General features: G+C 66.5%; 31 protein-coding genes. 19 read left to right on the top strand and 12 right to left on the bottom strand.

The features are described from left to right. The first annotated feature begins 48 nt into the window (after positions 1-48). The 7 genes from FHY55_RS12115 to FHY55_RS12095 all read left to right on the top strand — a co-directional run bounded on the left by FHY55_RS12115 (position 49) and on the right by FHY55_RS12095 (position 5,832). The gene (locus tag FHY55_RS12115; protein WP_140014437.1) at positions 49-1,092 is read left to right on the top strand and encodes an SPOR domain-containing protein; all 1,044 of its coding nucleotides are present in this window, start codon (positions 49-51) and stop codon (positions 1,090-1,092) included. A 70-nt stretch (positions 1,093-1,162) separates the two neighbouring features. Next, positions 1,163-2,185 carry a glycoside hydrolase family 3 N-terminal domain-containing protein gene (locus FHY55_RS12110; RefSeq protein WP_254695295.1) on the top strand — a complete coding sequence of 341 codons (1,023 nt, stop codon included), beginning with the start codon at positions 1,163-1,165 and terminating at the stop codon, positions 2,183-2,185. After that, positions 2,178-2,969: a ScpA family protein gene (locus FHY55_RS12105; RefSeq protein ID WP_140014435.1), complete on the top strand. Its 792-nt coding sequence runs from the start codon at positions 2,178-2,180 to the stop codon at positions 2,967-2,969. Before FHY55_RS12110 ends, FHY55_RS12105 begins: the two co-directional genes overlap by 8 nt. A gap of 52 nt (positions 2,970-3,021) precedes the next feature. Continuing rightward, complete coding sequence (gene scpB / locus FHY55_RS12100; RefSeq protein WP_140016100.1) at positions 3,022-3,627, top strand: SMC-Scp complex subunit ScpB; 606 nt, start codon at positions 3,022-3,024, stop codon at positions 3,625-3,627. A gap of 3 nt (positions 3,628-3,630) precedes the next feature. After that, entirely contained in the window at positions 3,631-3,777 is a 147-nt protein-coding gene (locus FHY55_RS20535; RefSeq protein ID WP_168222993.1) for a hypothetical protein, read from the top strand. Further along, complete coding sequence (locus FHY55_RS20530; RefSeq protein WP_168222992.1) at positions 3,774-3,950, top strand: hypothetical protein; 177 nt, start codon at positions 3,774-3,776, stop codon at positions 3,948-3,950. Before FHY55_RS20535 ends, FHY55_RS20530 begins: the two co-directional genes overlap by 4 nt. 67 nt (positions 3,951-4,017) lie before the next feature. Next, the gene (locus FHY55_RS12095; RefSeq protein WP_140016099.1) at positions 4,018-5,832 is read left to right on the top strand and encodes an ABC-F family ATP-binding cassette domain-containing protein; all 1,815 of its coding nucleotides are present in this window, start codon (positions 4,018-4,020) and stop codon (positions 5,830-5,832) included. Positions 5,833-5,942: 110 nt separating this feature from the next. Here the strand turns inward: FHY55_RS12095 and FHY55_RS12090 are convergent, their stop codons facing one another. The 7 genes from FHY55_RS12090 to FHY55_RS12060 all read right to left on the bottom strand — a co-directional run bounded on the left by FHY55_RS12090 (position 5,943) and on the right by FHY55_RS12060 (position 12,513). Further along, positions 5,943-6,593 (bottom strand): ATP-binding cassette domain-containing protein, encoded by a 651-nt coding sequence (locus tag FHY55_RS12090; protein WP_140014434.1) that lies wholly within the window; start codon positions 6,591-6,593, stop codon positions 5,943-5,945. Next, positions 6,586-8,265, bottom strand: a complete 1,680-nt coding sequence (locus FHY55_RS12085; protein ID WP_140014433.1) for an ABC transporter permease — start codon at positions 8,263-8,265, stop codon at positions 6,586-6,588. The genes FHY55_RS12090 and FHY55_RS12085 overlap by 8 nt, the downstream gene beginning before the upstream one ends. An 88-nt stretch (positions 8,266-8,353) precedes the next feature. Then, on the bottom strand, positions 8,354-9,589 hold the full coding sequence (locus FHY55_RS12080; RefSeq protein WP_140014432.1) for an ABC transporter substrate-binding protein: 1,236 nt from the start codon (positions 9,587-9,589) through the stop codon (positions 8,354-8,356). Beyond that, the gene (locus FHY55_RS12075) at positions 9,586-10,206 is read right to left on the bottom strand and encodes a CDP-alcohol phosphatidyltransferase family protein (RefSeq protein ID WP_140016098.1); all 621 of its coding nucleotides are present in this window, start codon (positions 10,204-10,206) and stop codon (positions 9,586-9,588) included. The genes FHY55_RS12080 and FHY55_RS12075 overlap by 4 nt, the downstream gene beginning before the upstream one ends. Positions 10,207-10,315: 109 nt before the next feature. Beyond that, on the bottom strand, positions 10,316-11,221 hold the full coding sequence (locus FHY55_RS12070; RefSeq protein WP_140014431.1) for a YgcG family protein: 906 nt from the start codon (positions 11,219-11,221) through the stop codon (positions 10,316-10,318). A 42-nt stretch (positions 11,222-11,263) separates the two neighbouring features. After that, a complete protein-coding gene (locus FHY55_RS12065; protein WP_140014430.1) occupies positions 11,264-11,614 on the bottom strand; it encodes an MmcQ/YjbR family DNA-binding protein in 351 nt (116 codons plus the stop codon). A gap of 74 nt (positions 11,615-11,688) precedes the next feature. Next, on the bottom strand, positions 11,689-12,513 hold the full coding sequence (locus FHY55_RS12060) for an isocitrate lyase/phosphoenolpyruvate mutase family protein (protein WP_140014429.1): 825 nt from the start codon (positions 12,511-12,513) through the stop codon (positions 11,689-11,691). Positions 12,514-12,723: 210 nt separating this feature from the next. Between FHY55_RS12060 and cysS the strand changes: the two genes are divergently transcribed. From cysS to FHY55_RS12040, 4 genes are read left to right on the top strand one after another with little or no spacing between them, the layout of a single operon-like run. Then, positions 12,724-14,118 (top strand): cysteine--tRNA ligase, encoded by a 1,395-nt coding sequence (gene cysS / locus FHY55_RS12055; RefSeq protein WP_140014428.1) that lies wholly within the window; start codon positions 12,724-12,726, stop codon positions 14,116-14,118. Beyond that, positions 14,115-15,746, top strand: coding sequence for a citramalate synthase (gene cimA, locus FHY55_RS12050; protein ID WP_140014427.1), 1,632 nt, complete (start codon positions 14,115-14,117; stop codon positions 15,744-15,746). Before cysS ends, cimA begins: the two co-directional genes overlap by 4 nt. Further along, positions 15,743-16,462 carry a trans-aconitate 2-methyltransferase gene (locus tag FHY55_RS12045; RefSeq protein ID WP_168222991.1) on the top strand — a complete coding sequence of 240 codons (720 nt, stop codon included), beginning with the start codon at positions 15,743-15,745 and terminating at the stop codon, positions 16,460-16,462. The genes cimA and FHY55_RS12045 overlap by 4 nt, the downstream gene beginning before the upstream one ends. Next, the gene (locus FHY55_RS12040) at positions 16,459-17,235 is read left to right on the top strand and encodes a squalene/phytoene synthase family protein (protein WP_140014425.1); all 777 of its coding nucleotides are present in this window, start codon (positions 16,459-16,461) and stop codon (positions 17,233-17,235) included. The genes FHY55_RS12045 and FHY55_RS12040 overlap by 4 nt, the downstream gene beginning before the upstream one ends. Before the next feature lie 35 nt (positions 17,236-17,270). Here FHY55_RS12040 and grxD read toward each other — a convergent pair whose 3' ends face one another. The 5 genes from grxD to serS form a co-directional block, all read right to left on the bottom strand. Continuing rightward, the gene (grxD, locus tag FHY55_RS12035) at positions 17,271-17,630 is read right to left on the bottom strand and encodes a Grx4 family monothiol glutaredoxin (protein ID WP_140014424.1); all 360 of its coding nucleotides are present in this window, start codon (positions 17,628-17,630) and stop codon (positions 17,271-17,273) included. A gap of 229 nt (positions 17,631-17,859) precedes the next feature. Beyond that, positions 17,860-18,108 carry a hypothetical protein gene (locus FHY55_RS12030; protein WP_140014423.1) on the bottom strand — a complete coding sequence of 83 codons (249 nt, stop codon included), beginning with the start codon at positions 18,106-18,108 and terminating at the stop codon, positions 17,860-17,862. A gap of 14 nt (positions 18,109-18,122) precedes the next feature. Continuing rightward, the gene (locus FHY55_RS12025; protein WP_140014422.1) at positions 18,123-18,320 is read right to left on the bottom strand and encodes a hypothetical protein; all 198 of its coding nucleotides are present in this window, start codon (positions 18,318-18,320) and stop codon (positions 18,123-18,125) included. A gap of 8 nt (positions 18,321-18,328) precedes the next feature. Then, positions 18,329-18,562, bottom strand: coding sequence for a BolA/IbaG family iron-sulfur metabolism protein (locus tag FHY55_RS12020; RefSeq protein ID WP_140014421.1), 234 nt, complete (start codon positions 18,560-18,562; stop codon positions 18,329-18,331). A gap of 61 nt (positions 18,563-18,623) precedes the next feature. Beyond that, positions 18,624-19,916, bottom strand: coding sequence for a serine--tRNA ligase (gene serS, locus FHY55_RS12015; RefSeq protein ID WP_140014420.1), 1,293 nt, complete (start codon positions 19,914-19,916; stop codon positions 18,624-18,626). A 641-nt stretch (positions 19,917-20,557) separates the two neighbouring features. Here serS and yajC point away from each other — a divergent pair. The 8 genes from yajC to ccmB all read left to right on the top strand — a co-directional run bounded on the left by yajC (position 20,558) and on the right by ccmB (position 26,828). Continuing rightward, a complete protein-coding gene (gene yajC, locus FHY55_RS12010; protein WP_140014419.1) occupies positions 20,558-20,848 on the top strand; it encodes a preprotein translocase subunit YajC in 291 nt (96 codons plus the stop codon). A 33-nt stretch (positions 20,849-20,881) separates the two neighbouring features. Continuing rightward, complete coding sequence (gene secD / locus FHY55_RS12005) at positions 20,882-22,549, top strand: protein translocase subunit SecD (RefSeq protein WP_140014418.1); 1,668 nt, start codon at positions 20,882-20,884, stop codon at positions 22,547-22,549. A gap of 4 nt (positions 22,550-22,553) precedes the next feature. Next, on the top strand, positions 22,554-23,525 hold the full coding sequence (gene secF / locus FHY55_RS12000) for a protein translocase subunit SecF (RefSeq protein ID WP_140014417.1): 972 nt from the start codon (positions 22,554-22,556) through the stop codon (positions 23,523-23,525). Further along, positions 23,518-24,267, top strand: coding sequence for a TSUP family transporter (locus FHY55_RS11995; RefSeq protein ID WP_140014416.1), 750 nt, complete (start codon positions 23,518-23,520; stop codon positions 24,265-24,267). The genes secF and FHY55_RS11995 overlap by 8 nt, the downstream gene beginning before the upstream one ends. A gap of 53 nt (positions 24,268-24,320) precedes the next feature. Further along, on the top strand, positions 24,321-25,076 hold the full coding sequence (locus FHY55_RS11990; protein WP_140014415.1) for a sulfite exporter TauE/SafE family protein: 756 nt from the start codon (positions 24,321-24,323) through the stop codon (positions 25,074-25,076). 6 nt (positions 25,077-25,082) lie between these two features. Beyond that, complete coding sequence (locus FHY55_RS11985; protein ID WP_140014414.1) at positions 25,083-25,445, top strand: Mth938-like domain-containing protein; 363 nt, start codon at positions 25,083-25,085, stop codon at positions 25,443-25,445. Continuing rightward, a complete protein-coding gene (gene ccmA / locus FHY55_RS11980; RefSeq protein ID WP_140014413.1) occupies positions 25,442-26,056 on the top strand; it encodes a heme ABC exporter ATP-binding protein CcmA in 615 nt (204 codons plus the stop codon). The genes FHY55_RS11985 and ccmA overlap by 4 nt, the downstream gene beginning before the upstream one ends. A 115-nt stretch (positions 26,057-26,171) precedes the next feature. Next, complete coding sequence (gene ccmB / locus FHY55_RS11975) at positions 26,172-26,828, top strand: heme exporter protein CcmB (protein WP_140014412.1); 657 nt, start codon at positions 26,172-26,174, stop codon at positions 26,826-26,828. Positions 26,829-26,853: the final 25 nt, after the last annotated feature.

Below are 26,853 nucleotides of genomic sequence, written 5' to 3'. Positions count from 1 at the left end.
GAAAAGAGGGCGGGCCGAGAGAGCGAGGCGAGCATGGATCATCGACCCATGAATCAGGTCGTGTGGGAGCCGGAAGGCCCTGCACAGCAGGCCCATGAGCACTATCAGGACGAGATTGACGCCGGGCCCGGACGGGGCGCGGCAGCCGCGAAGGCGGTGAACGTGGCGGGCGCGGCGATGAGCCTTGCGCTGATCGTCGGGTTGGCTGTTTGGGGCTATCGGATCGTGGTGCGTGACGTCACCGGTGTGCCGGTTGTGGCGGCGATCGACGGGCCGATGCGGATTGCGCCGGAAGATCCGGGCGGCGAGGTGGCTGACCACACCGGTCTTGCGGTGAACGATGTGGCCGCAGAGGGCGAGGCAGCAGAGCTGCCCGAAGAGATCACCTTGGCCCCCGGCCCGGCGACGCTCAGCGAGGAAGACCTGCCGCTGGCCGCGATGGTGCAGCGCGAGGTAGAGGCCGCCGAGGTTGCCGTAGAAGAGGCAACCCCCGCCAGCGAGGCCGAGGATGGCGACTTGGTGGAGCCCGAGATTGCGGTGGCTGCCAGCCTGCCTGATGACGTGGACCCCAACGACCCTGTTGCCGTTGCACTGGCGCTGGCCGGGCAGGTGAGCGAGGGCGCAGAGCCGCTTGCAGCCACCGCGCCAGAGGCCGAGCCCGAGGTCGTTGATCCGGAAAAGGCCAAGCTGGCCAAGCTGCCCGGCGTGAAACGCTCGCTGCGTCCGCGCCTGCGCCCGGCGGGCCTGAAGGCCCCCGCGCCGGGTGCGGCGGAGCCGAAGGCCAGCAGCACCACGGTTGTGCCCGAGAGCGCCGAGGTGGCCCGCGCCGATATCGTGCCCGCTGGCACGCGGCTGGTGCAGCTTGGGGCCTTCGAGAGCCCCGAGGAAGCCGCGCGGCTTTGGGCGCGGCTTGCAGGGCAGTTTGACAGCCTGATGGTGGAGAAGAGCCGCCTGATCATGGAGGCCGAGAGCGGCGGGCAGACCTTCTATCGTTTGCGGGCACAGGGCTTTGCCGACCTCAGCGATGCTCGCCGGTTCTGTGCGGCACTGGTGGCTGAGAAGGCCGAGTGCATTCCGGTGGTCGCTCGATGATGGGCGCAGCGGGTCGCCCGGAGACGGGCGCGGTGGGTCGCCCGGAGACGGGCGCAATGGATGGTGCCCGGTGAGCCGACCTGCGCGGCTTTCGCCCTTTATCTTCGGCTGCGATGGGCTTGAGGTGACGCCAGATGAGGCGGCGCTGTTTGGCGATGTGCAGCCCTTCGGATTTATCTTGTTCAAGCGCAACATCGCGCATCCCGAGCAGGTGAAGGCCCTGACGGCGGGCCTGCGCGAGGCGGTGGGCTGGCAGGCGCCGATCTTCATAGATCAGGAGGGCGGCCGGGTGGACCGGATGGGCGCGCCCCATTGGCGTGAATGGCTGCCGCCGCTGGATGAGGTTGCGCGTGTGGGCCCTGATCGGGCGGCGCGGGCGATGGAGCTGCGTTACAGGCTCATTGCCGACGACCTGCGTGCCGTGGGGATTGATGGCAACTGCGCGCCGATGGGCGATATTGCCCATGCCACAACCCACCCGGTGCTGCGCAATCGCTGCTACGGGGAAAGCCTTGAAACGGTTGTGAAATCCGCCCGCGCCGTGGCCGATGGCCTGCTGGCGGGCGGGGTGCTGCCGGTGCTCAAGCATATCCCCGGCCACGGCCGCGCGACGATGGACAGCCATCTTGAGCTGCCCCGCGTTTCCGCCTCCGCCGAAGAGTTGCGCGTCACCGATTTTGCCGCCTTTGAGGCGTTGAACGACCTGCCGCTCGGAATGAGTGCCCATATCGTCTATGAGGCGCTTTCGGAGCGGGCGGCTACGGTGGACCCGGTGATGATTGAGCTGATCCGCGAGGAGATTGGCTTCAAGGGTCTGCTGATGACCGATGATCTCAGCATGGAGGCGCTGGAGGGCACGCTGCCGCAGCGGGCCGAGGCGGCGCTGGCGGCGGGCTGTGACGTGGTGCTCTATTGCAAGGGCGTGTTCAGCGAGCTTACGGCGCTGGCCGGGATTGTCGAAGATATGAACGAAACAAGCCTTTCGCGGGTGGATGCCGCCTTGGAAGCCCGCCGCACGCCTGATAGCATCGAGCGCAGTGCAGTAGAGGCCGAGTATGAGGCCGTGTTGAAAGGGCAGGCGGCAGATGGCTGAAGATGGGGCCACGGGCTTTGGCGATGTATCCGACCGGCTGGCCGCCGAGGCGCTGATCGTTGACGTCGATGGCTTTGAAGGCCCGCTTGACCTGCTGCTGACGCTGGGCCGCACCCAGAAGGTGGACCTGCGCAAGGTTTCTATCCTGCAACTGGCCGAGCAATATCTGGCCTTCGTGGAGAAGGCCAAGGAGCTGCGCATCGAGCTGGCCGCCGATTATCTGGTGATGGCCGCGTGGCTGGCCTTCCTGAAATCCAAGTTGTTGCTGCCGCCGGACCCTTCGGAAGAAGGCCCGAGTGGCGAAGAACTGGCCGCGCATCTGGCGTTCCAGCTGGAGCGGCTTTCGGCCATGCGCGACGTGGCCGCCAAGCTGATGGGGCGCGACCAAATGGGCCGCGATTTCTTTGCCCGGGGCGTTCCCGAGAGCGTGGAGCGGGTGCGGCGTGTGACCTATACCGCCACGCTGATGGACCTGATGAAGGCCTATGCGCGAATTCGGACGAAAGACGAATTTCGCCCCTACATCATGGACCGGGAAAACCTGTTTACGATGGAGCAGGCGCTGGACCGGCTGCGCGGCCTGATCGGCTATGCGGGCGAGTGGACCAACCTGATGACCTACCTGCCGGATGGCTGGGAGAATGACCCGCAGCGCCGCCGCAGCGCCACGGCGGCCACCTTTGCTGCCTCTCTGGAGTTGGTGAAGCACGGGCACCTGACGATCCGGCAGGAAGAGAGCTTTGCGCCGATCCAGATCAAGCTGAGGGAGGCGCCGCGTGGTTGACCTGCCCGATGATCTGGAGCCGGTGGAGGAGAGCCTTTTTGAGGCCCCGCCAATGGGCGAGCAGGAGCGGATGGTGGAGGCGATCCTCTTTGCCAGCGCCGAGCCCGTGACTGTGGCCGAGCTGAACGCGCGGATGCCTCATGGGGCCGAGGCAGCGGTGGCGCTGGAGAACCTGGCCAAGCGCTATGAGGGCCGGGGTGTGGAATTGCGGAAGGTGGGTGAGGCATGGGCCATGCGCACCGCCCCCGATCTTGGCTTTCTGATGCAGAAGGAAACCGTGGAGACGCGCAAGCTGAGCCGCGCCGCCATCGAAACACTGGCCATCGTGGCCTATCACCAGCCCGTCACCCGCGCCGAGATCGAAGAGATCCGGGGCGTCAGCGTGAGCCGGGGCACGGTGGATCAATTGCTGGAGCTGGAGTGGATCCGCTTTGGCCGACGCCGCATGACACCGGGCCGCCCGGTGACCTATGTGGTGACACAGGATTTTCTGGACCACTTCGGCCTAGAATCTGCCCGCGACCTGCCGGGGCTGAAAGAGCTTCGGGCTGCGGGCCTTCTCGACAGTCGCCCGCCGCCGGGCATGGTCGGGTTGGGAGACAGTGACGACGAGGCGGAAGACGAAGAAGATCAAGACGAACTTTTCAAAGAGGATTGAGACATGGGCGATATTTTCTCGCAGATCTGGCGCACGATCGTGATGCAGTTTTCGAACAAGGCGCGCCACGCGATGAACAGCAAGCTGAGCCAGGGCATGAATTCGGCCCAAAACGGGCTGATGGGCAAAGGCAAAAAGGACGACGAGTGAACGCTGGTCGACTGATAAACATGGCGCTGCGGATGCTGATGCGCGCGCAGCGCCAGAAGGCCCGGAAGGGCGGTGCCAAGGCCGGCATGAAGCAAGGCCCCGGGCCGAACAAGGGCACCGGGCGCAAGCTGCGCTCTGCCCTGCGGATCGGGCGGATGTTTGGCCGTTTCTAGGCTGGTGGGCAGATTGCCCACCCGACAGCTTGACCGCCCCCCGGTGGCGCGATAGGGCGTGGCCACCATGGCCCGCGCCCCGCTTCTGCAACTCTCCGACATCTCGCTCACCTTCGGCGGAAACCCCGTTTTTGAAGGCGTGGGCCTGACCGTGCAGCCCGGCGACCGGGTGGCGCTGGTGGGCCGCAATGGCTCGGGCAAATCGACCTTGATGAAGGTAATGGCCGGCCTCGTGGAGGCCGATGCGGGCGAGGTGGTGGCCAGCCCCGGCGTGCGGGTGGGCTACATGGAGCAGGAGCCCACGATGGAGGGCTTTGCCACGCTTGGCGAATTCGCTGTGAGCGGGCTGGACCCGGGCGAGGCCTGGCGCGTGGAAGCGGTGGCCGAGGGGCTTAAGTTTGGCCTCGATACGGCGGTTGAAGCGGCCTCGGGCGGTGAGCGGCGTCGGGCCGCGCTGGCCAAGCTGCTGGCGGAAGCGCCGGAGCTGATGCTGCTGGACGAGCCCACCAACCATCTGGATATCGAGGCGATTGCGTGGCTGGAGCGGGAGCTGAGCAGCACCCGTGCGGGCTATGTGCTGATCTCCCACGACCGTGCCTTTCTGACCGCGCTCACCCGCGCCACGCTTTGGATCGACCGGGGTGTGGTGCGGCGGCAGGAGCAGGGGTTTGCCAGCTTCGAGGCGTGGCGCGACAAGCTCTGGGAAGAGGAAGACACCGCCCGGCACAAGCTGGACCGGAAGATCAAATCAGAGGCGCGATGGGCGGTGGAAGGCATCTCCGCGCGGCGCAAGCGCAACATGGGCCGGGTGCGCGCCCTGCAGGAGCTGCGGGCCGAGCGGGCCGGGCAGATCCGCCGCAAGGGCGTGGCCGCGCTGGAGTTGGAAGAGGGTAACAAGAGCGGCAAGGTGGTGCTGGAAGCGCAAGGGATTGCAAAGCGTTACGGCGAGAAGCTGATCTTGCGGCCCTTCGACATCAAGCTCACCCGTGGCGAGCGCGTGGCCTTCGTTGGCCCCAATGGCGCGGGCAAGACGACGTTGATCAACATGCTGATCGGCAAGACCGCCCCCGATGAGGGGCGTATCAAGATGGGCCATGGCGTTGAGATGGCGGTGTTTGACCAGTCTCGCGCCGCGCTCGACCCCGAGGCCAGCCTTTGGGAGAACCTCGCGGGTGATCCGGCGATGCGGGTGAGCGGGCAGGCCGATCAGGTGATGGTGCGGGGCCAGCCCAAGCATGTGGTGGGTTATCTCAAGGAATTCCTGTTTGACGAGGCGCAGGCCCGCGCCCCGGTGCGCTCGCTGTCGGGTGGCGAGAAGGCGCGGTTGCTGCTTGCTCGGTTGATGGCGCGGGAGAGCAACCTGATGGTGCTCGACGAGCCGACTAACGATCTGGATATCGAAACGCTTGACCTGCTGCAGGAGGTGCTGGGCGACTACCCCGGCACGGTGCTGCTGGTGAGCCACGACCGGGACTTCATCGACCGTGTCGCCACCCGCTCGGTGGTGCTGGAGGGCGAGGGCCGCGCCACCACCTACGCAGGGGGCTGGAGCGATCTTGTGGCGCAGGGCGGTGGCACGTGGCAGCGCTCGACAGGCCCGGCCCGGCAGGCCACCCGCGTGGCCGAAAAGCCCGCCCCGGAAAAGCCGCGCGCCAATGGGCTCAGTTTTACCGAGAAGCACCGGTTGGAGGCGCTGCCCGCCGAGATCGAGCGGCTGGAAGCCGAGATTGCCAAGCTGACAGAGCTGATGAGCGACCCGGAACTCTTCACCCGCGAGCCGGTGAAGTTCAAGAAGGCGACCGAGGCGCTTGCCGAACGGCAGGCAAAGCTCTCCGCCGCCGAAGACGAATGGCTCGCGCTGGAGGAAAAGGCCTCGGTCTGAGCCCCTTTCGGGTGCAGCCCACAGCCGAGAGCCAGAGCGCCACCCCTGTACATTTTCTTGCTGTAAATACTCCCACGGGGGTGTGGGGGTGTGAAACCCCCACTCCGACACTAGCCGCCTACGATCCGCCCCGGCACGGCTTCCACCACCTGGCCGCCAGCGGCGTGGGCGTCTTCCTCGTCATGGGTCACCATCAGCACCGGCAGGCCGCGCGCCCGGGCCCTGTCAAAGACCAGCCCGCGCACCTCGGCGCGGCGGGCGGCATCGAGGCGGGAGAAGGGCTCATCCAGCAGCAGGGCCCCGGGCTCGGCCAGCAGGGTGCGCATCAGCGCCACGCGGGCCTGCTCGCCGCCTGAGAGCGTGGCCGGATCCCGGGGGCCGAAGCCGGGCAGGCCGACATCGCCCAGCGCCTCTTCAATCGCAGCGCGGCGGGCCGTGCGGGGGCCGGGGGGCAGGGCGAAGGCGAGGTTTCCGGCGACGGAGAGGTGCGGAAACAGCAGGCTTTCCTGAAACAGGATGCCGAGGCGGCGGCGCTCGGGTGGCAGGGTTGTGATATCCGCGCCGTCGAGCCTGGCCGTGCCAGCGGCGCTGAGCGGTGGGCTCAGGGTGCCGGTGAGGGCGGCGAGCAGGGCGGATTTGCCCACGCCGGAGGGCCCCATGAGGGTGAGCACCTCGCCCGGTGCGATGTGGGCGGTGAGGCCGAGCAGGCAGGTGTCGCCCAGCATCACCTCCAGCTTGTCGAGCGTCAGGCCATTATCCACCCCGCATCCCCCGTCGATTGGCAAACATCAGCCGCGGCAGTGCCAGCGCGAGGGCGAAGGGCAGCAGCGCGGCGGCGGTTTGGGCCAGCGCATAGGCCCCGATCGCCCGCCGGTCGCCGCCCGAGGTCAGCGCGACGGCTTCGGTTGTCAGCGTGGTCACCCGTCCGCCGCCCAGCAGCAGCGTGGGCAGGTATTGCCCGACGGAGACGGCAAAGCCAACAGCGAAGGCGGTGAGCAGCGGGGCCAGAAGCAGGGGCAGGCGGAGGCGCCAGAAGCGGCGGTTTGGCCCCGCGCCAAGGGTGGCGGCGGCGGTGAATGTGCGGGGATCAATGGCATGGAACGGCCCGGCAAGGGCGATGAGCGTGTAGGGCAGCACGAAGGTGAGATGCGAGAGCACCACTGGCCAGAGCCCTTCGCGCAGGCCGAAGGTGAGCATCAGCACCTGAAGGCCGGGGAGGAAGGCGATTTGCGGGATCAGCAGGGGCAGGTAGAGGATGAGCCGACCGGCGGGGCCCATGCGAAAGACATGCCGCGCCTCGGCTTCGAGGCAGCCGGTGACCAGCACCAGCGCGAGCAGCGCGGCGAGGCTGGCGATGAGCAGGGTGGTGAGTGCGATGGGGGCGAGCATGGGGCCGTGGCGCTGCCATGTGCGCAGCGAGAGCGCATCGGGCAGCGCATCGGGAAAGCCCCAGAACCCCGCGAAAGACCAGATCGCCTGCGACGCGAGGCCCGCGAGCACCGAGAGGGCAACCGCGAGCCCAAGGGCGAGGCCGAGTGCCCGCAGCGCGGCGTTGGGGCCGGGCAGGCGGTGGCCCGACATGGCAAGCGCGGTGCCAGCGCGGGCGGCCAGCGCCTCCGCCCCGCGCCAGAGCGCGAGGGCGCCAAGCACGAGGGCCAGTTGCCAGAGCGCCCCGGCAGCCGCAACGGCGCGCAACGAGAGGTCCGGGTCAGACATCCAGCGAGTGATCTGCACCGAGAGGGTTGGCGGGGTATTGGGCCCGAGGATCATCGCCACATCGACGACCGACATGGAGTAGGCCAGCACCACGTAGACCGGCAGCCGCACCTGCGCGTAGAGCGTCGGAAAGGCGACCAGAAGCCAGCCGATGGCGCGGGGGTAGCCAAGGGTGGTGGCCACGCGGGCGTGGGCGTCTGAACGGGTTTGGCTGCGGGCGGCGAGGAGCATGAGCAGCAGAAAGGGCACCTCTTTGGCCGTCAGCCCGGCGATGAGGGCCAGCCCGGCGCTGTCTTGCACGATCAGCCAGTCGGGCGGGCGGTCCCAGCCGGTGAGCCAGGGCGAGAGGGCGCGGGCGATCCAGCCTGACGGCGCGATCAGGAAGGCCAGCCCGAAGGCTGCGGCGGCATGCGGGACGGAGAGCAGCGGCGAGAGCAGGCGATGCAACAGCGCGAAGGCGCGGGTGCCCTGCCAGCCCGCCGCGATGAGCGCGGTGATGGCCAGCGAGAGCGCGGTGGCGGCAAAGCCGGTGGTGAGAGACAGGCGGGTGGCGGGGCCGATCCCGGGCCAGTCCATGAGCCGGGAGAAGGGCGCGGGGCCACCGGGCGCGGCCATGTATCCCAGCGCAGGCGCGAGGGTAAAGAACAGCCCCAGCCCCACCGGCAGGGTCAGCAGCGCCACGGTGAGCGCGGGCAGGGTGTAGCGGGGCAGGCTCATCGGCGTCAGCCAAGCCGCTCATCGGGCCGGGGCGGCCCTCGACGCCGCTGCGATGAGGACCGGGAGGGCCGAAGAGCGGCTGGTGATGTCACTCGGTGACGCCGTGCTTTTTGACCCACTCCTCGGTGAGCCGGGTTGTCCACGAGGGGTGCGGCTCTGGCTGGGCGGTGCCAAGCTCGGCGGGTGACAGGGTGGCGGGCCCAAGATCGAGCGCGTCGAAGGTAGCGCGGCTTTCTTCGGGGAGCTTGTCCATCGACAGAACCGTGCCATATCCCAGCACCGCCGGGTCTTGCGCCCGCGCCTGCGCCTCTGGCGACATAAGGAAATCGGCCACCACCATCGCCCCGGATTTGGCCGAAGAGTTGTAGGGGATCGCCACGAAGCTCGCATTGCCGAGGGTGCCGCCGTCGAGCACATAGGTGCGGGCAGTGGGCGGCAGTTCGTTGTTGGCGATGGCGGTAGAGGCCTCGCCCGGCGAGAAGGAAATGGCGATATCCACCTCGCCATCCGCGATCAGTTGCAGCTGGCGCGGGCCGGTCTGCGGGTAGGCGCGGCCTTGGCGCCAGAGGTTGGGGGTGAGGTCTTCGATGAAGGTCCAGAGCGCCGCCGTCGCCGCCTCGTAATCGGCCTCCTCGACGGGCTTGGAGAGCGCCGGGTCATCGCCGTTCAGGTCGATCAGCGCTTGCTTGAGGAAGGTGGAGCCGAGAAAATCGGGCGGCTGCGGAAAGGTGAAGCGCCTGGGGTTGGCCTTGGCCCAATCCAGCAGCGCCGGCATGGATTTGGGCGGCTCGGGCACGCGGGCCTCGTCATAGATGAAGACCACCTGCGCCATCGCCCAGGGCGCCTCGTAGCCTTCTACGGGCAGGGTGAAATCTGTTTGCACGTCCTTGTTTTCAACATCGACATATTGCCAGTTCGGCAAGGCTTCCGCGAAGGGGCCAAAGAGCAGATCCTGCCCCTTCATCGAGGCGAAGTTGGGCCCGTTGATCCAGATCATATCAACCGCGCCGCCCTCGTTCTGGCCCGCCTGCTGCTCGGAGAGGACGCGGGAGACGGCATCGGCGGTGTCCGAGAGCTTCACATGTTCGAGCGTGACGCCGTAGTCTTCTTTCACCCGGCTTGCGACCCAGTCGATGAAGGCGTTGGTGGTGGTCGAGCCGCCCCAGGCGTTCCAATAAACCGTCTGCCCCTCGGCAGCCTCCAGCACGGCCTGCCACTCGTCCGTCTGGAGCCCGTCAGCAAGGCTTTCCGGGTCAGGCCCGGCGAGGGCGGGCGTGGTCAGCGCGAGGGTGAGCGCGAGGCTGAGGGTGGCGGTGTTGGTCATTTGGTCTCCTCCCCGGAGAAGGTGTGGTGGGCGAGTAGCACCCGACTGATGGCGGTGACGAGGCAGAGGCCCCCGAAGGCCCATGCCAGCGGGTTGAACAGGTGCGGCAGCGCGCAGAGGGCACAGAAGAATACGATGGTTTCGGTGCCCTCCAGCAGGCCGCCGGTGAAATAGAGTGTTTTGGCGCCGCGCGACGTGGTTTGCATCTTGGCGCGCTCGGCCAGCACGGCATAGCCGAGGAAGGTGGAGCCGTTGATGTAGAAGCTCGCCAGCAAAAAGGCCCCCGCCGCGCCATTGGTTGCCGGGTCGGCGAGGACGAAGGCCAGCGGCACGGCGGCGTAGAAGGCGAAATCGGCGCAGATGTCGAGGTAGCCGCCGAAGTCTGTCTTGGTGGTGGCGCGCGCCACCGCGCCATCAAGACCGTCCGCGAGGCGGGAGGCAAGCAGCGGCACGAGGGCGAGGACGGGCCAGCCCGCCCAGATCAGCGCGGCGGCAAGCAGCCCGAGCGCCAACCCGGCCAGCGTGACATGATCGGCCTTCCAGCCGCGCGCGGCCAGTGCTGCCCCCGCCCGGTTCAGCGGCGGGTCGATCAGTTTGCGCGCGACGCCGTCGAGCATAATGAAAGCCATCCCCATGGTTTCAGGGGGTTATGGCGTGAGCCGCGCCTGCCTGACAACCGGCTGTAACAGCGCGTGACGTGTTTGTGAGAGCGGGTGCGCGCGGGGCCTACCACTTGCCCGAGGCACCGCCCCCTTCAGACTTGCCGCCGCCGGTCTTGGCCGCGGAGGAGGATTTGCTCTTCTTCGAGATCGTGTAGCGCTCGGTGGAGCTGTGGCCGCAGGCGCCGCAGGCGGTGGTCTTCTCGCCCACTCCGGTGGAGGTTTCTGTAGAGTCCTGCACCGTGCGGCGGGTGATTTCGACCTGCCCCTTGGCGCCGCAGCTTTCGCAAACCCGGTTGGCCTTGGCCTGCTTTGACTTGAACACGACAAAACCGATCAGCGCGACGATGGCCGCGCCGATGCCGCCCATGATCGCACCGCCACTGCCGCCGCCTTCGCCCTCAGCTTCGCCGCTCGCCGCCGCCGTCTCGCCGCCACTGGCCGAGGCCGGGGTGGCATAGGGTGTGGCGATGCGGGTGATGACGGCCTTGGTGCCCTCGGTGATGCCGTCGCCGTAGCGATCTTCGCGGAAGGCGGGCAGCATCACCTCGTCGATGATCCGTGCGCTTTCCTTGCCATAATCGGCCTGCAACCCGGAGCCCAGCTCGATGCGCACTTCACGGTCGGCGCGGGCGAGGAAGATGAGGATGCCGTCGGCCTTCTCCTCATCGCCCAGCCCCCATTCATTGAAAAGCCCGGTGGTGAAGGCCTCCAGCCCATCGAACCCGCCGTAATCGGCGGTGGACATGACGGTGACAACGGCCAGCTCGACGCCGGTGTCGGTTTTCACCTTGGCGATGGCCTCCGCCAGTTCGGTTTCCTGCGCGTCCGAAAGCACGCCGGCCTCATCGAGCACATAGCTTGCGGGCAGCTCGGGGTAGCTTTGGGCCATTGCGGCGGCGGGCAGGAGAATGAGGGCCAGAACGGCCAGAAGGAAATGGGCGGGGCGGAAAACGCGAAGATGAAAAGTCATGGCGCGGATTTGGCCATGATCCCCAGCATCTGGCAAGAATTTTCAGGGCGTGAAGGGGGCGAGCGCGGCCTGGGCCTTCTTGGTGAGCCCGGCGCGGATGAGCGCGTAGCTGGTGCGCAGACGCTCCTCCACCTCGGCGTCCTCAACCATGCCCCAGGGCAGCCGCACCCAGCTGCGGTGGAAATACGGAGCCTTGATGCCGTGCCCGGCCTCGATCACCAGCTGGGCCGTCTCGATGCTGTCGGTCTTCACGCTGACACCGTCTCCCATTGCCCCGATGCAGGCAAACATCTTGCCGCCCACCTTCCAGGCATCATGGCCGCCGCCCCATGGGTCCGACACGTCGGCGCCCGGAAACCCCGCACAAATCGCGTTCACCCCAGCCCTGTCCATCGCGCCATCCTGTTCATTTTCTTGCTAAAAATATCTCTGCGGGGGTGTGGGGGTGCAAAACCCCCACTCCGAGCTCAGCCGCCGGGAGCGCCCTTGTCGATCAGCTCCTGCACCTGCCCGCCCGGGATGGTCCGGGCCAGCGGGGTAAAATCGCCCTCTGCCAGCATCGCCTCGGCGGCGTCGAAGATCACCCGATGGGTGGCGCGGGCGAGGGCGGACCCCAGCGAAACCCGCGCCACCCCGGCGGCGGCAAAATCGCTGAGGCTTGAACCGGTGAAGGCCCCCGCAGCCAGCGCGTTCACCGGCTTCTTTGTGGCGGCGCAGATGCGGGCGAGGTCATCCATCGTGGGGGGCAGGGGCACATAGATGCCGTCGGCCCCGGCCTCGTCGAAGGCGGTCAGGCGGGCCAGTGCCTCTTCCATGTCGTAGACCCCGTTCATCACCCCGTCGGCGCGGGCGACGAAGAAGAAATCGCGCCCAAGAGATCGCGCCGCGCTGGCCCCGGCGCGCATGCGTTCGGTGGCAAGGTCCGCGGGGTAGGGCAGGGTGTCGGGGTAGCTCATGTCTTCGACGCAGATGCCAGCGAGGCCGACCTCGGCGGCGAGGCGCACGGTTTCGGCCACGGTCTCTGGGTCATCGCCAAAGCCGTTCTCGAAGTCGCCCTGCACCGGCAGGTCGATGGCGGCGACGATCTCTTCGGCATGGGCCAGCGAGGCATCGCGGGTGAGTGCGCCCATGTCGCGGCTGCCCTGCACGAAGGCCAGCGCCGCCGAGGAGGTGGCCAGTGCCTTGGCCCCCATGCCCGCCAGCATCCGGGCCGAGCCGACATCCCAGACATTGGCGATTATGAACGGATCACCCGGCACATGCAGGGCGCGGTAGCTTTCGAATTTGTCCATCGTGATCTCCCTCTTTGGCCGCAGGCTGAACCGCTGCCGGGGGTGGCACAAGAGGCTTGGCAGGGGGCGGGTGGGCTGCTACTGACATCTCATGACCCGCGCCGCGATCATCATCTGCTGCATTATCCGCTGACATCGTCACGCGGGCCCGGTCTCTTTTCTCATCAGGATGAAGTTGCTAAAGCCCGCGGGGACACCCGAGGACCGACCATGAACATCTATCTGCATAATACGAAAACCCGGAAGAAAGAGCTTCTGGAGCCGGTCGAGCCGGGACGGGTGGGCATGTATGTTTGCGGGCCGACGGTTTATGACCGGGCGCATATCGGCAACGCCCGGCCCGTGATCGTGTTCGACGTGCTTTTCCGGCTGCTGCGGCACGTCTACGGGGCGGAAAACGTGCGCTATGTGCGCAACTTTACCGATGTGGATGACAAGATTATCGCGCGGGCCGAGGAATCTGGCCGCGAGATCGGGCAGATCACCGAGGAGACGAGTCGGTGGTATCTGGAGGATATGGCCGCCGTCGGGGCGCTGGAGCCCACCGATATGCCGAGGGCGACCGATTGGATTGGCGCGATGGTGGCGATGATCGAGGGGCTGGTTGAGGCGGGCCATGCCTACGCCGCTGAGGGGCATGTGCTGTTTCGCGTGCGTTCTTACGAGGCTTACGGGGCGCTGTCGGGCCGCTCGGTGGATGACATGATCGCCGGGGCGCGGGTGGAAGTTGCGCCCTATAAGGAAGACCCGATGGACTTTGTGCTCTGGAAGCCTGCGAAGGCGGGGGAGCCGGGGTGGGAGTCGCCTTGGGGCAAGGGGCGGCCCGGTTGGCACATCGAATGCTCTGCGATGGCGGATGCGCTGCTGGGGGCGAGCTTTGACATTCACGGCGGCGGGAACGACCTGATGTTTCCGCACCATGAGAACGAGATTGCGCAGAGCAAATGCGCCCACCCCGAGGGGGAATTTGCCCGGATCTGGATGCACAACGAGATGCTTCAGGTCGAGGGCAAGAAGATGTCCAAGAGCTTGGGGAATTTCTTTACCGTCAGGGACTTGTTGGATCAGGGCGTGCCGGGGGAGGTGATCCGGTTTGTGTTTCTGGGCACGCATTATCGCAAGCCGATGGATTGGACGGAGAAGAAGCGGCAGGAGGCGGAGGCGACGCTGCGTGATTGGCGCGGGTTGGTGGCCGGTGCGGAGGAAACGGGCCCGGACACGGCAGTCGCTGAGGCGCTGGCGGACGATCTGAATACCGCGGGTGCCATCACCCGACTACACGCCATGGCCAAGGAGATCGCAGCCAATCCGCAGAAGGATTGCTTCTATGAGAAGGGCACGTTCCTTGCATCCGCCCGCCTGATGGGGATCCTGACTGAGGAGCTCGCAGGCTGGAACGCTGCGCCGGGGGTTGACCTGTCTGCCTATGCCGAGCGCCTTGGGGCTTTGCGGGAGGCGGCGATGGAGAACAAGGACTTCTCCGCCGTTGATACGCTGAAAGCGGCGTTGATCGAAGCCGGGGTGGAGGTGAAGATGAGCAGGCTTGGCGTGGATCTGATAGTGAAACCGGAGTTTGACGCGAGCAAGCTGGAGGGGTTGCTATGACCGAACGGCTTTATCTCTACGACACGACCCTCCGCGACGGGCAACAAACCCAAGGCGTGCAGTTTTCGCTCGATGAGAAGCAGGAGATTGCGGCGCTGCTGGATGGGTTGGGCGTTGATCATATCGAGGGGGGATGGCCGGGGGCGAACCCGACGGATTCGGCGTTTTTTGAGGCCAAGCCGCAGCTTAGGGCGACCTTCACCGCCTTCGGGATGACCAAGCGGGCCGGGCGATCTGCCGAGAATGACGAGGTCTTGGCGGGGGTGCTCAATGCGGGCACGCCTTCGGTTTGCCTTGTGGGCAAGACCCATGATTTTCATGTGACCGATGCGCTGGAGATCACGCTCGAGGAGAACGTGGACAACATTCGCGCTTCGGTGGCGCATCTCGTGGCGCAGGGGCGCGAGGCGCTGTTTGATGCCGAGCACTTCTTTGACGGCTACAAGGCCAACCCGGCCTACGCGCTGGAGTGCCTGAAAGCCGCGCTGGAGGCCGGGGCCCGCTGGGTGGTGCTCTGTGACACCAATGGGGGCACTCTACCCGGAGAGATTTACCAGATCGTAAAGGATGTAATCGAGGCAGGGGTTCCGGGCGATCATCTGGGGATTCACACCCATAACGACACCGGCAATGCGGTGGCGGGCAGCCTTGCGGCGGTGGATGCGGGGGCGCGGCAGATTCAGGGCACGCTCAATGGCCTTGGCGAGCGTTGCGGCAATGCGAGCCTGACGACGCTGATCCCGATTTTACTGCTGAAGGAGCCCTATCGCAGCGCCTATACGACGGGTGTGACGGAGGAGAGCCTTGCGCGGATGACGCTGATTTCGCGCAAGCTGGATGACATCCTCAACCGCGTGCCGATGCGCGCCGCGCCCTTTGTTGGGGCCTCGGCCTTTGCCCATAAGGCGGGGCTGCACGCGAGCGCGATTTTGAAGAACCCGACGACCTATGAGCACATCGAGCCGGAGCTGGTGGGCAATGCGCGGGTGATCCCGATGAGCAACCAGGCGGGCACGTCGAACCTGCGGCGACGTCTCGCGGAGGCCGGGCTGGAAGCGGAGAAGGCGCAGCTGGCGGCGATTTTGAACACCATCAAGGCGCGGGAATCGCAGGGGTTTTCTTACGACACCGCGCAGGCGAGCTTTGAGCTTCTTGCCCGCCGCGAGCTTGGGCTGCTGCCCGAGTTCTTCGACGTGGAGCGCTACCGGGTGATCTCGGAGCGGCGGCGCAATGCCAAGGGGCAAATCGTGGTGGAAAGCGAGGCGGTGGTGGCGGTGAGCCTGCCCGGCGCGGGGCTGACGACCAATTATTTCAAGAACGAGCACCCCGAAGAGATGCAGGATGCCGGGCCGGTGCACGCGCTGTGGAACGCGCTGATCGCCGATCTGGGGCCCTATGCGGGGCGGCTGGAGGGGATGCGGCTGGTGGACTTCAAGGTGCGCATCACCAATGGTGGCACCGAGGCGGTGACGCGGGTGATCATCGACAGCGAGGATGCATCCGGGCGGCGCTGGAGCACGGTGGGGGTGAGCGCCAATATCGTGGATGCCAGCTTTGGCGCGCTGATTGATGCGGTGACATGGAAGCTGGTGCAGACCGGCGCGGAGTTGCGAAAGGTGGGAGAGTGAGCGCTTTTCTGGAGCTCTTCGCCTCGGTGCCACGGCAGGGCCCGGGACTGGCCAAGGACGTGGCCTGGGCCGTGGCTGAGGCGGGGGCCGGGGAGGCCCTGAAGGTGTGCGACGCGGGCTGCGGCACGGGTGGCGATACCGAGGCCCTGCTGGCGGCCATGCCGGGCGCAAACATTGTGGCCTGCGACAAGGAAGAGACGCTGCTGGAGGCCGCGAGGGCGCGGCTGGCCGGGGAGGCGCGGGTGCGTGTAGGGCCCGGCGACCTTGCCGCGCTGGAGACGCTGCCGGAAGCGCCGTTTGACTTTATCTGGTGCGCCGGGGCGATCTATTTCTTGGGCACGGTCAATGGTTTGCGCGGATTTCGCAAGGCGCTGCGTGCGGGCGGGGCGGTTGCGTTTTCGGCGCCGGTCTACTTTCGCTCCGATGCCTCGGTAGATGCGCGGGCCTTCTGGATGGATGTTCCGGTGCCGACGGAAGCGGAGTTGCGGGCAGAGGTGGCCGAGGCGGGCTATGAGCTGATTGCCGACCGCCCGCTGAGCAATGCGGCATGGGCGGCGCTCTATTCGCCGCTGAAGGCCGAGATCACCCGGCGACGGGACGCCGGGGCAACGCCGGAAATGGAGAGCGTTTTGGCGGCGATGGAGCAGGAGATGGCGCTGTGGAGCCGGGTGAAGCGGGAGACCGGCTATCAACTGGTCGTGGCGCGCCGTCCATGAGTTTGCAGGCCTGTGCAGATCTGGTGGCCCGCTCCGGCCGTGAGGGCTTTGCCGCCATCATGGCTGCGCCGGTTGAGGCGCGGAAAATTCTCTTCCCTGTTCAGGCCTTTGCACTGGAGGTGGCGCGTGCGCCATGGGCCAGCGAAGAGCCGATGATTGCGCAGATGCGGCTGCAATTCTGGCGCGATGTGCTGGAGGAGGCAGAGGCCGGGAAAGCGCGGGCTCATGAGGTGGCTGCCCCGCTTGCAGAGGCGGTGAAGGCCGGGGTGCCGGTTGCGCCGTTGATGGCCTGTGTGGATGCGCGGGAGTGGGATGTGGGGCGTGAGCCCTTTGCCGATGAGGCGGCCTTCTGGAACTACCTTGATGCCACGGGCGGCGGGCTTGTCTGGGCGGCTGCCGCGGCGCTTGGCGCGGGGACGGAGGCCGAAGAGGGCCTGCGCCACTGGGGCCGGGGCGCGGCACTGGCGAGGTATTTTCAGGCGGTGCCGGAGCTGGAAAGCCGGGGGCGCTACCCGCTGGTGGATGGTCGGCCCGAGGCGGTGAAAGCACTGGCAGAACAGGGGCTTGCCGAGATGACTTCTGGTGCGCAATGGCGCGGAAAACTCGGCAGCGAAGCCTCTGCGCCGATGCTGACCGGGGCCATGGCACCGGTGCTGATGCGCAAAGCAATCAGCGCGCCCGGCCGGGTGGCTGCGGGCGCGCTGGGGATGAGCGAGTTTCGCCGCCGGTTCCGCCTGATGCGGATGGCGGCGACGCCGGAATGGCGGATGTGAGCTTCGGCCCGTAACGCCTTGGCTTTAGGCGAAAATCAGGCGTTGGCTTCGCGGATCTTGTCGGCGGCGGCCTTGTCGTAGGTGACGCCGTTTTGCTCCAGCAGCGCGTCAAGCTCGCCCGAGAGGGTCATCTCGGTGATGATGTCGCAGCCGCCCACAAACTCGCCCTTCACGTAGAGCTGGGGGATGGTGGGCCAGTCGGAGTAGTCCTTGATGCCTTGGCGGATGTTCTCGTCGGCCAGCACGTTCACATCGGTGAACTCGACACCCATGAAGTTGAGCACCCCGGCCACGCGGGAGGAAAACCCGCATTGCGGCATCTCCTTGGTGCCCTTCATGTAGAGCACGACATCGTTGGCTTTGACGGTTTCGGCGATCTGGTCTTGTGCGGACATTGCTGTCTCCTTCGGCCTGCGCGGCCTTTCGGGCGGTGTGTTTCGGGCTACAGATAGAGGGCTTGGGCCGGGATTTCCAGCCGGATCGGTGATGGAAACAGGGGCGCAGGCGGCGGGCGCGTTCGGCCCTGGCATCTGCGCGGGCCGCGCCGCCCCTTGCGGATGATCTCGATTACCCCGAGTAAGGCAATGACGGCGATGGCACCCCAGAAGAGGAGCAGACCCGTGCTCATTTGCGTGGCTGCATGGCCTTGGCATAGGCTTGCGGGTCGCGCGGCACGAGGGTGGGGCGGCTGTAGCCGCCGCCAGAAGTGCCGCCGCCGTGGCCTTCATGCAGGATGGACGATCCCTGTCCGGGCGAGACACCCCGGTTCCGCCGGGGGGCGCGGCGCTGCCTGCGGGCCTGAACGATCATGCCGGCGATCAGGGCGAGGCCGATCAACCCAAGGATGATCCAGACGGCGGTTAGGATGCTCATGCCAAAAAAGTCATTTATTTCAAGTTGTTGCGGGTTCTGGAGCGGGCGGCGCCATAGGACGCGCGGCGCTTTCGGGCGGGCTCTGCCGGGGTGTCTGGCGCGTCTGGCTCCGGGTCGGGGTTGATCCGGTGTTTCTTGCGCGAGGCGAAAATGGCGCGGTAGGCGAGGATGGCGACCAGAAACCCGCTTATGAGGATCAGGCCCGGGTCCATCGCGGCGCCTAGGGGGCCCGGGTGGTGAGCGCCAGTGCGTGCAGCTCGCCGGCCGGGCCGTCCATCTTGCCCTTGAGGGCGGCATAGACGGCGCGTTGCTGTTGCACGCGGTTCTGGCCGCGAAAGCTTTCGTCCACGACCTCGGCGGCGAAATGCTGGCCGTCATCGCCCTGAACGGTGATCTTGGCCTCGGGAAAGGCCTCGCGGATGAGGTTTTCGATGTCCTGCGCGTCGATGGCCATTTGGCCTCCTTCGTATTGCTCCCCCAAGATGTAGGCTGCGGGCCTCGGGGGAGCAAGGGGATCAGACGAGGGTGCCCTCGGGGGTGAGGGTTTCGAGGCCGCCAGTATAGGGCAGGAGGGCTTCGGGAAGGGTTACTGAGCCGTCCTCTTGCTGGCCGTTCTCCAGAACCGCGATTAGCGCCCGGCCGACGGCGAGGCCGGAGCCGTTGAGGGTGTGGAGGAACTCGGGCTTGCCGCCACCTTCGGGGCGGAAGCGGGCGTTCATCCGGCGGGCCTGAAAATCACCGCAGTTGGAGATGGAGGAAATCTCGCGATAGGTGTTCTGGCCGGGCAGCCAGACCTCGATGTCATGGGTGCGGCGCGCGCCGAATCCGGTATCGCCCGAGCAGAGCACGACGGTGCGGTAGGGCAGATCGAGCGCTTCAAGCACAGCCTCGGCGCATTTGGTCATACGCTGCTGTTCTTCAACGCTTTTGTCGGGATGCACCACCGAAACCATCTCGACCTTTTCAAACTGGTGCTGGCGCAGCATGCCCGCGGTATCTCGGCCCGCGCTGCCCGCCTCGGAGCGAAAGCAGAGCGAGTGGGCGGTGTAGCGGCGGGGCAGGTAGCTTTCGCTGACGATACAGTCGTTGACGATGTTGGTCAGCGTCACCTCGGAGGTGGGGATGAGCCACCAGCCTTCGCGGGTTTGGTAGCTGTCTTCGCCGAACTTGGGGAGTTGGCCGGTGCCAAGCATCATCTCTTCGCGCACCAGCACCGGGGCGTTCACCTCGGTCAAACCGTGCTTGGTGGTGTGCAGATCAAGCATGAACTGGGCGAGCGCACGGTGGATGCGGGCAATGCCGCCCGACATCAGCACGAAGCGGGAGCCTGCAAGCTTGGCGGCGGTTTCGAAATCCATCGCCTCCTTGGCCCCGGGCAGCTCGTAATGCTCCAGTGGGGTGAAGCTGAACTTGCGGGGGGCGCCCCAGCGGTTGATCTCGACGTTGTCATTTTCATCGGCGCCGTCGGGCACATCGTCTTGCATGACGTTGGGCAGGCCCATCAGCATGTCGCGCAGCTCGGCGTCACGGGCCTTGGACTCTTCTTCCAGCCGAGCAATTTCTTCTTTCTTTTCAGCCACAAGTGCGCGGAGCCGCTCAAACTCGGCCTCATCGCCGGAGGCTTTGGCGGCACCGACCTGCTTGGAGGCGGCGTTGCGCTCGGCCAGCGCGGCCTCGGCGGCGGTGATGGCAGCGCGGCGGGCTTCGTCCAGCGCAAGGATGGGGGCGGAGGCAGAGGAGATCCCGCGCCGCGCCATGGCGGCATCGAAGCCGGCGGGGTTGTCACGGATGGTGCGGATATCGTGCATCTCTCTCGTCCTTTGTTGCCGTTGGTGGGGGTAGCAGACCCACCGTACAGAGGGGTTAACGCGGCAGGGATATGGCGGAAAGAGTTAAGATGCACAATCCATGCACAGGCGATGCACAAGTGATGCATGCGCGATGGGCGCACAGAAGGGGCGGGTTAACGGGGTGGACTGTGCGGGGGTGTGGGGGGGTGTGCCTGCCCGGTGCGCGCCGTAAGGCGCCGGGCAGCGTTATGCTGGAAGCATGCCTTTGGCATGAGCCGTCCGCCGCACCGGAGGTACGCCGTTTTTCATCGGCCCGCCTTGGGCGGGACGGGGCGGCGCTTTGGTGAGGTTGGGGATTCCCTCGGAGGGAAGATGACCACTGCACCATAAAGTGCCCCGAACCGCCGTTGCGGGCGCCACCCCATGGGACGGCGCTGCCCGGCTTGCGGGGGGCGGGGGGTGGTTGGCGGGGGTGGTGGGCAGATTGCCCACCCTACGCGATGGGCCGCGACAGTTTCACCGCCGCCTCTGGCGTTCCGGGCAAATCGTCCTTATCTGCCACCGCACGCGCTTGCATCGCCCCAGACCGGGCCATAGGGTGCGCGCCGAAACGCCCGCCGCGGCTGCGGGGGCCGGGACAAGAACAACAAGGAGCCTCCATGCAGGGCATTCAATCGCTCGTGCCGCTGATCCTGATCTTCGGGATCATGTACTTTTTGCTCATCCGTCCGCAGCAGAAGAAGCTGAAGGACCATCAGGCGATGGTGTCGGCGCTGCGCCGGGGCGATCAGGTGATCACCCAGGGCGGGATCGTCGGCAAGGTGACCAAGGTGCGCGACGACAACGAGGTTGAAGTCGAGATCGCCGAGGGCGTGAAGGTGCGTGTGGTCAAGGCGACCGTGGCACAGGTGCTCAACAAGACCGAACCGGCTGCCGACGCGAAATCGTAAGGCAGGCCGCAGACAACTCTCGGCGGGGGCGCAATGCTTCAGATAACCTTTTTCAACCGGCTTGTGATCTGGCTGCTGGTGGCCGCAGGGCTGCTGGCGGCAATGCCCAACGCCTTTTACTCGCGTGTGGAGAGCCACAATGACGCGGTGGCGGCCATCGAGGCCACGGGCGCCACGCCTGAGCTGGAGGCGGATGCCGCCACATGGCCGGGACTGTTGCCCAACAACCTCGTCAACCTCGGGCTCGACCTGCGGGGCGGCGCGCATTTGCTGGGCCGTGTGCGGGTGGAAGAGGTTTATGCCGAGCGGATGACGGCGATGTGGCCGGAGGTGCGCGATGCGCTGCGCGATGAGCGTGCCACGATTGGCACCATTCGGCGCGTCGACGGGCCGGAAGACCAGTTGCAGGTTCGCATTCAGAACGCCGACCAGATGGCCTCTGCCATGGAGACGGTGCGCGGGCTGGCCCGGCAGGTTGTTTCGCTCTCCTATCCGGGGGCGACCGACATTGAGGTGAGCGCCAATGGTGACGTGCTGGTGGTGCAGCTCAGCGAGGCCGAGCGCGAGCTGAGCGATCAGCGGACGGTGCAGCAGAGCCTTGAGATCATCCGCCGCCGGGTGGATGAGGTGGGCACCCGTGAGCCGACCATTCAGCGCCAAGGCAGCGACCGGATCATCATTCAGGTGCCGGGGATCGGCTCGGCGCAGGAGTTGAAAGACCTGATCGGCACCACCGCGAAGCTGACCTTCCATCCGGTGGTGCAGCGTGTTTCCAGCCCCGATGCCGACGCCTCGGGCCGCACCATTACCCTGCCCAGTGCCGACCCCTCGGAAGAGGGCGTTTACTACGTACTGGAAGAAAGCCCGGTGGTGAGTGGCGAGGAGTTGGTGGACGCGCAGCCGGACTTTGACCAGAACGGCCAGCCAGCGGTGAACTTCCGGTTCAACGCCAGCGGGGCGCGCAAGTTTGGCGATTACACCGCCGAGAACGTGGGTAGCCCCTTTGCCATTGTGCTGGACGGCGAGGTGATCAGCGCCCCGGTTATCCGCCAGCATATTCCGGGCGGCACCGGCATTATCTCGGGCAACTTCTCGGTGCAGGAGAGCAGTGACCTTGCGGTGCTGCTCCGCGCGGGGGCTCTGCCGGCGGGCATGGACTTTTTGCAGGAGCGCACGATTGGCCCCGAGCTTGGGGCGGACAGCATCCGCGCCGGTGCGATTGCCTGTCTGGTGGCCTTTGCCGCAGTGCTCGTGTTCATGGCGCTCAGCTATGGGCTGTTCGGGATTTTCGCCAATATCGCGCTGCTCATCAACGTGGGCCTGATCTTCGGCCTGCTCAGCACCATCGGCGCGACGCTGACCTTGCCCGGTATTGCCGGGATCGTGCTGACCATCGGGATGGCGGTGGACGCCAATGTGCTGGTGTTCGAGCGGATCCGCGAGGAGTTGAAAACGGCCAAGGGGCCGAGCCGGGCGATTTCGCTGGGCTATGAGAAGGCGCTGAGTGCGATTATCGACGCCAATATCACCACCTTCATCACGGCCGCGATCCTGTTCGTGCTCGGCTCGGGCCCGGTGCGGGGCTTTTCGGTGACGCTGGCGCTGGGGATCATCACCTCGGTGTTCACGGCGATCTATGTGACCCGTCTGCTGATTGTGACGTGGTTTGAACGGGCGCGGCCCAAGACGATCGAGGTGTGAACCGATGCGCTTGAGACTTGTACCGCAGGAAACCAACATCAACTTCTTCCGCGCCCGGAAGGTCACCTTTGGGGCCTCGATGGTGCTGATGGTGCTTTCGCTGGTGGCGTGGTTTGCCATGGGGCTGAACTTTGGCATCGACTTCCGGGGCGGCACCACGATCCGCACCGAGAGCACGCAGGAGGTGGATGTGGCCGCCTACCGCGATGCGCTGGCCCCGCTGGAGCTGGGTGATGTGGCGATCAGCGAGGTGTTTGACCCGACGTTCGACGCCGATCAGCACGTGGCCATGCTGCGCATTCAGGCCCAAGAGGGCGAAGAGAGCGCGGGCAATGAGATGGTGGCCAATGTCGAGGCGGCGCTGAAGGGGCTGGACGAGAGCATTCGGTTTACCTCGGTGGAGAGCGTTGGCCCCAAGGTGAGTGGCGAGTTGGTGCAGAGTGCGGTGCTGGCGGTGCTGGCCGCGCTTGGGGCGATCATGGTGTATATCTGGCTGCGGTTCGAGTGGCAGTTCAGCCTTGGCGCGGTGGTTGCGCTGTTCCATGACGTGCTGCTGACCATTGGCCTCTTTGCGGTGCTGCAGATCCGGTTTGATCTGGCCACGATTGCGGCGCTGCTGACGATTGTTGGCTATTCGATCAACGACACTGTGGTGATCTTCGACCGGGTTCGGGAGAACCTGATTAAGTACAAGAAGATGGCCTTGCAGGACGTGATGAACCTATCCGTCAACGAGACCCTGAGCCGGACGGTGATGACCTCTGGCACCACGCTGATTGCGCTGATTGCGCTGCTGGTGCTGGGCGGGGACGTGATCCGGGGCTTTGTTTTTGCCATCACTTGGGGCGTGGTCGTGGGCACCTATTCTTCGGTCTACGTGGCCAAGAACGTGGTGCTGATGCTGGGCACCAAGCGCGATTGGAGCAAGCCGAGCGACGGGCCGGGGGGCACGCAGTTTTCTACATCGGATGCCTGAGGCGCTTGCCGCTGCTTTGGCGGTGCCTGGGATTGTCTGGGTGCTGGCGGCAGCGGGCGCGGCGGGGCTGGCCTATGGCTTTGCGGGCTTTGGCGCGGCGCTGATCTTCATGCCGGTGGCCGCCGCACGGGTTGGCCCGGTAGAGGCGGTGACGCTGGAGGCCTGCATGGGGCTCGCGAGCGTGGTGACGGTTTTGCCGCGCGCGCTGAAGCTGGCCGACACGCGGGACACCGGGCTGCTGCTGGTTGCATCGCTGATTGGCCTGCCGCTCGGCGTGTGGCTGCTGAAGGTGGCGGACCCGGAGGTGATGCGCTGGGGCATTTGCGCGGTGGCGGCGCTGACGCTTTGCGCGCTTGTTGCAGGCTGGCGGCGCAAGACATCGGACACGCCGCGCGCGTTGATCGGCGTGGGCGCGGCCTCGGGGGCGCTTGGCGGCGCGACGGGGCTGACCGGGCCGGTGATGATCTTGTTCAAGCTCTCCGGGCAGGGCAGCGCGGTGGAGGTGCGGGCCTCGACGATCTCTTTCCTGACGCTGCTCTCGATGTTGCTGCTGCCGATGCTTTGGTTGCAGGGGCTGATCCGGGTGGAGGCGCTGTGGCTCGCGCTGCTGGTGGTGCCGGTATATGCACTGGGCGCGTTGTGCGGGCAGGCGCTGTTTCGGCCCGAGATGGAGCGGCTCTATCGGCGGGTGGCCTATGGGCTGATTGGACTTGCGGTGGCGATGAGCCTGCCGCTGTGGTGAGGGAGGTGGCGTTGTGATGGCATTTGGGGTGGTGGGATTTACCCACGCTGCGCATGGTTGAGGCGTTTCAGCAGGCCTGGGCCACGGAGGGCTTCTGGTGGCTGATGGCGATCATCGGGCTGGCCGGGCTGGTGCGCGGCTTTGCAGGGTTTGGCACGGGCATGGTCTTCATTCCGCTGGCCTCGCTCTTTCTGCCGCCGCTCTGGGTGCTGGCGGCTGTTATCTCGGTGGATGTGGCGGGCTCCGCCCCGGTGTTGCCCCGGGCGATCCGCGATGTGCGGGGGCGTGACTTGGGGTGGATGCTGCTGGGCTGCGTGGTGACGCTGCCCTTGGGCACCTTTGCGCTGACGGCCTCGGACCCTGCGGTATTTCGCTGGGGCGTTTCGGGCCTGTCGCTGGCGCTGGTGGCGCTGCTCATTTCGGGCTGGCGGCACCATATTGAGCTTGGCCCGAAGGGCTTGGCGGGCGTTGGCGCGGCCTCGGGCTTTTTGGGTGGCTTCGTTGGCATGCCGGGGCCGCCGGTGGTGCTGGCCTATCTGGGCGGGCAATACCGGCCCGAGCGGGTGCGGGCGACGACGCTGCTGTTCATGCTGCTTTTCGTGGCGATGCTGGGGGTGGTCTTTGCCATTCGGGGCGTGCTGGAGGGCGGCGGGCTTGCGCTTGGGATATTGCTGATCCCGGCCTACGTGGCGGGCAATCTTGCGGGGCAGGCGCTGTTTGATCCGGAGAAGGCGCGGCTTTATCGCGCGGTGGCCTTTGCCGTCTTCATCGCCTCTGCCCTTGCGGGGCTGCCGATCTTTGGAGATTAAGGGCACATGCGGATACATGAGGTTGAGTTCAGAGGCGAGATGCCGGTGGAGGGCTACGGGCCCGGATTTTGGCGTGTTGGCGGGCAGGTGGTGCAGGGGCCGGTACTGATTGGCCCGGGCGGGTTGCACGACTGGGCCGGGCTGGACGATGCGGCGGCGCTGGTGGAGATGGCTGGCAAGGTCGATGTGCTGTTTCTGGGCATGGGTAGCGAGATTGCCCCGGTGCCGCGCGCGCTGCGCGAGGCGGTGGAACTGACTGGGCAGGGGCTGGATGTGATGGCCTCGCCCACGGCGGCACGCAGCTACAACGTGCTGCTGAGCGAAGGCCGCCGGGTGGCGGCGGCGCTGATTCCGGTGGGTGGCGTTTGAGCCTATTGGCCACAGAGGGCTTGGCCGTGTCACGCGGCGGGGTGCCGGTGCTGGAGGGGCTGACGTTTGAAGTGTCACCCGGCGAGGTGCTGGTGCTGCGCGGGCCGAACGGGGTGGGCAAGACGAGCCTGCTGCGGGTGCTGGCCGGGCTGGCGGAGCCGCTGGAGGGCCGGGTGGAGAGTGAGGGCGCGGGTTATGCCGCCCATGCGGACGGGCTGAAGGCAACGCTGAGCGTGCGCGAGAACCTGAGCTTCTGGGCGGAGTTGCACGGGCAGGGGCTGAGCGATGCGCTGGAACGGATGAACCTTGCGGGCCTTGCGGAGCGGATGGCCGGGAGCCTGAGTGCCGGGCAGAAGCGGCGGCTGGGGCTGGCGCGGCTCTTGGTGACCGGGCGCAGCCTGTGGCTGCTGGACGAGCCGACGGTTTCGCTCGATACGGCCTCTGTTGAGCTGTTCGCGGGCGTGGTGCGAGACCATGTCGCAGCGGGCGGCGCGGCGGTGATTGCGACGCATATTTCGCTGGGGCTGGAGGAGGCGCGGGTGTTGGAGCTGGGCGCGTTCAAGGCTGTGGAGCGGGCCGCGCCGGGCGGGTTTGACGAGGCGTTCCTGTGAGCGGGGCGGGCTCATCCGCCCTTCGAGGCGTCTTCGCGGGGGCGCGCGCCGCAGCCGTAGTGGACGGGGCCGGACGCGGGATTGAGTATTTTCAGCAAGAAAATGGAGCGGGGCGGTGAAGGCCTTGCTGATCCGGGATTTGCGGCTGGCGGTGCGGGCCGGGGGCGGCTTTGGGCTGGCCTTGGCCTTCTTCCTGATCGTCGTCACGCTGGTGCCCTTTGCCGTAGGCCCTCAGCCCGAAGTGCTGGGGGAGATCGCGGCCGGGGTGTTGTGGTTGGGGGCTTTGCTGGCCTGTTTGCTCTCGCTCGACCGGATCTTTGCGCTGGATTACGAGGATGGCTCGCTGGAACTGCTGGCGACTGCGCCGGTGCCGATGGAAGGTGCGGTGTCGGTAAAGGCGCTGGCGCATTGGCTGACCACGGGGCTGCCACTGGTGCTGGCCGCGCCGGTGCTGGGGGTTCTGTTGCACCTGCCGGGGCCGGGATTTTTGTGGCTGACGATCTCGCTGGCGGTGGGCACGCCTGCGCTTTCTGTCATCGGCTGCTTTGGTGCGGCACTGACCGTGGGGCTGAAGCGGGGCGGTTTGCTGTTGAGCCTGATCGTGCTGCCGCTTTACGTGCCGGTGCTGATCTTTGGCGCCGAGGTGGCGCGGCGGGGCGTTGACGGGCTGGCCGTGGGCACGCCGCTGGCGTTGCTGGGCGGGCTGACGGCGGGCGCGGTGGCGCTGCTGCCTTTTGCGGCGGCTGCGGCAATACGTATCAACCTGCGCTGAGGGGCTCCGGGGTATGTGTATTGAG

The sequence above is a fragment of the Oceanicola sp. D3 genome (genome assembly GCF_006351965.1).
GTDB lineage: Bacteria > Pseudomonadota > Alphaproteobacteria > Rhodobacterales > Rhodobacteraceae > Vannielia.
This window is presented reverse-complemented; position numbering and strand designations above follow the sequence as displayed.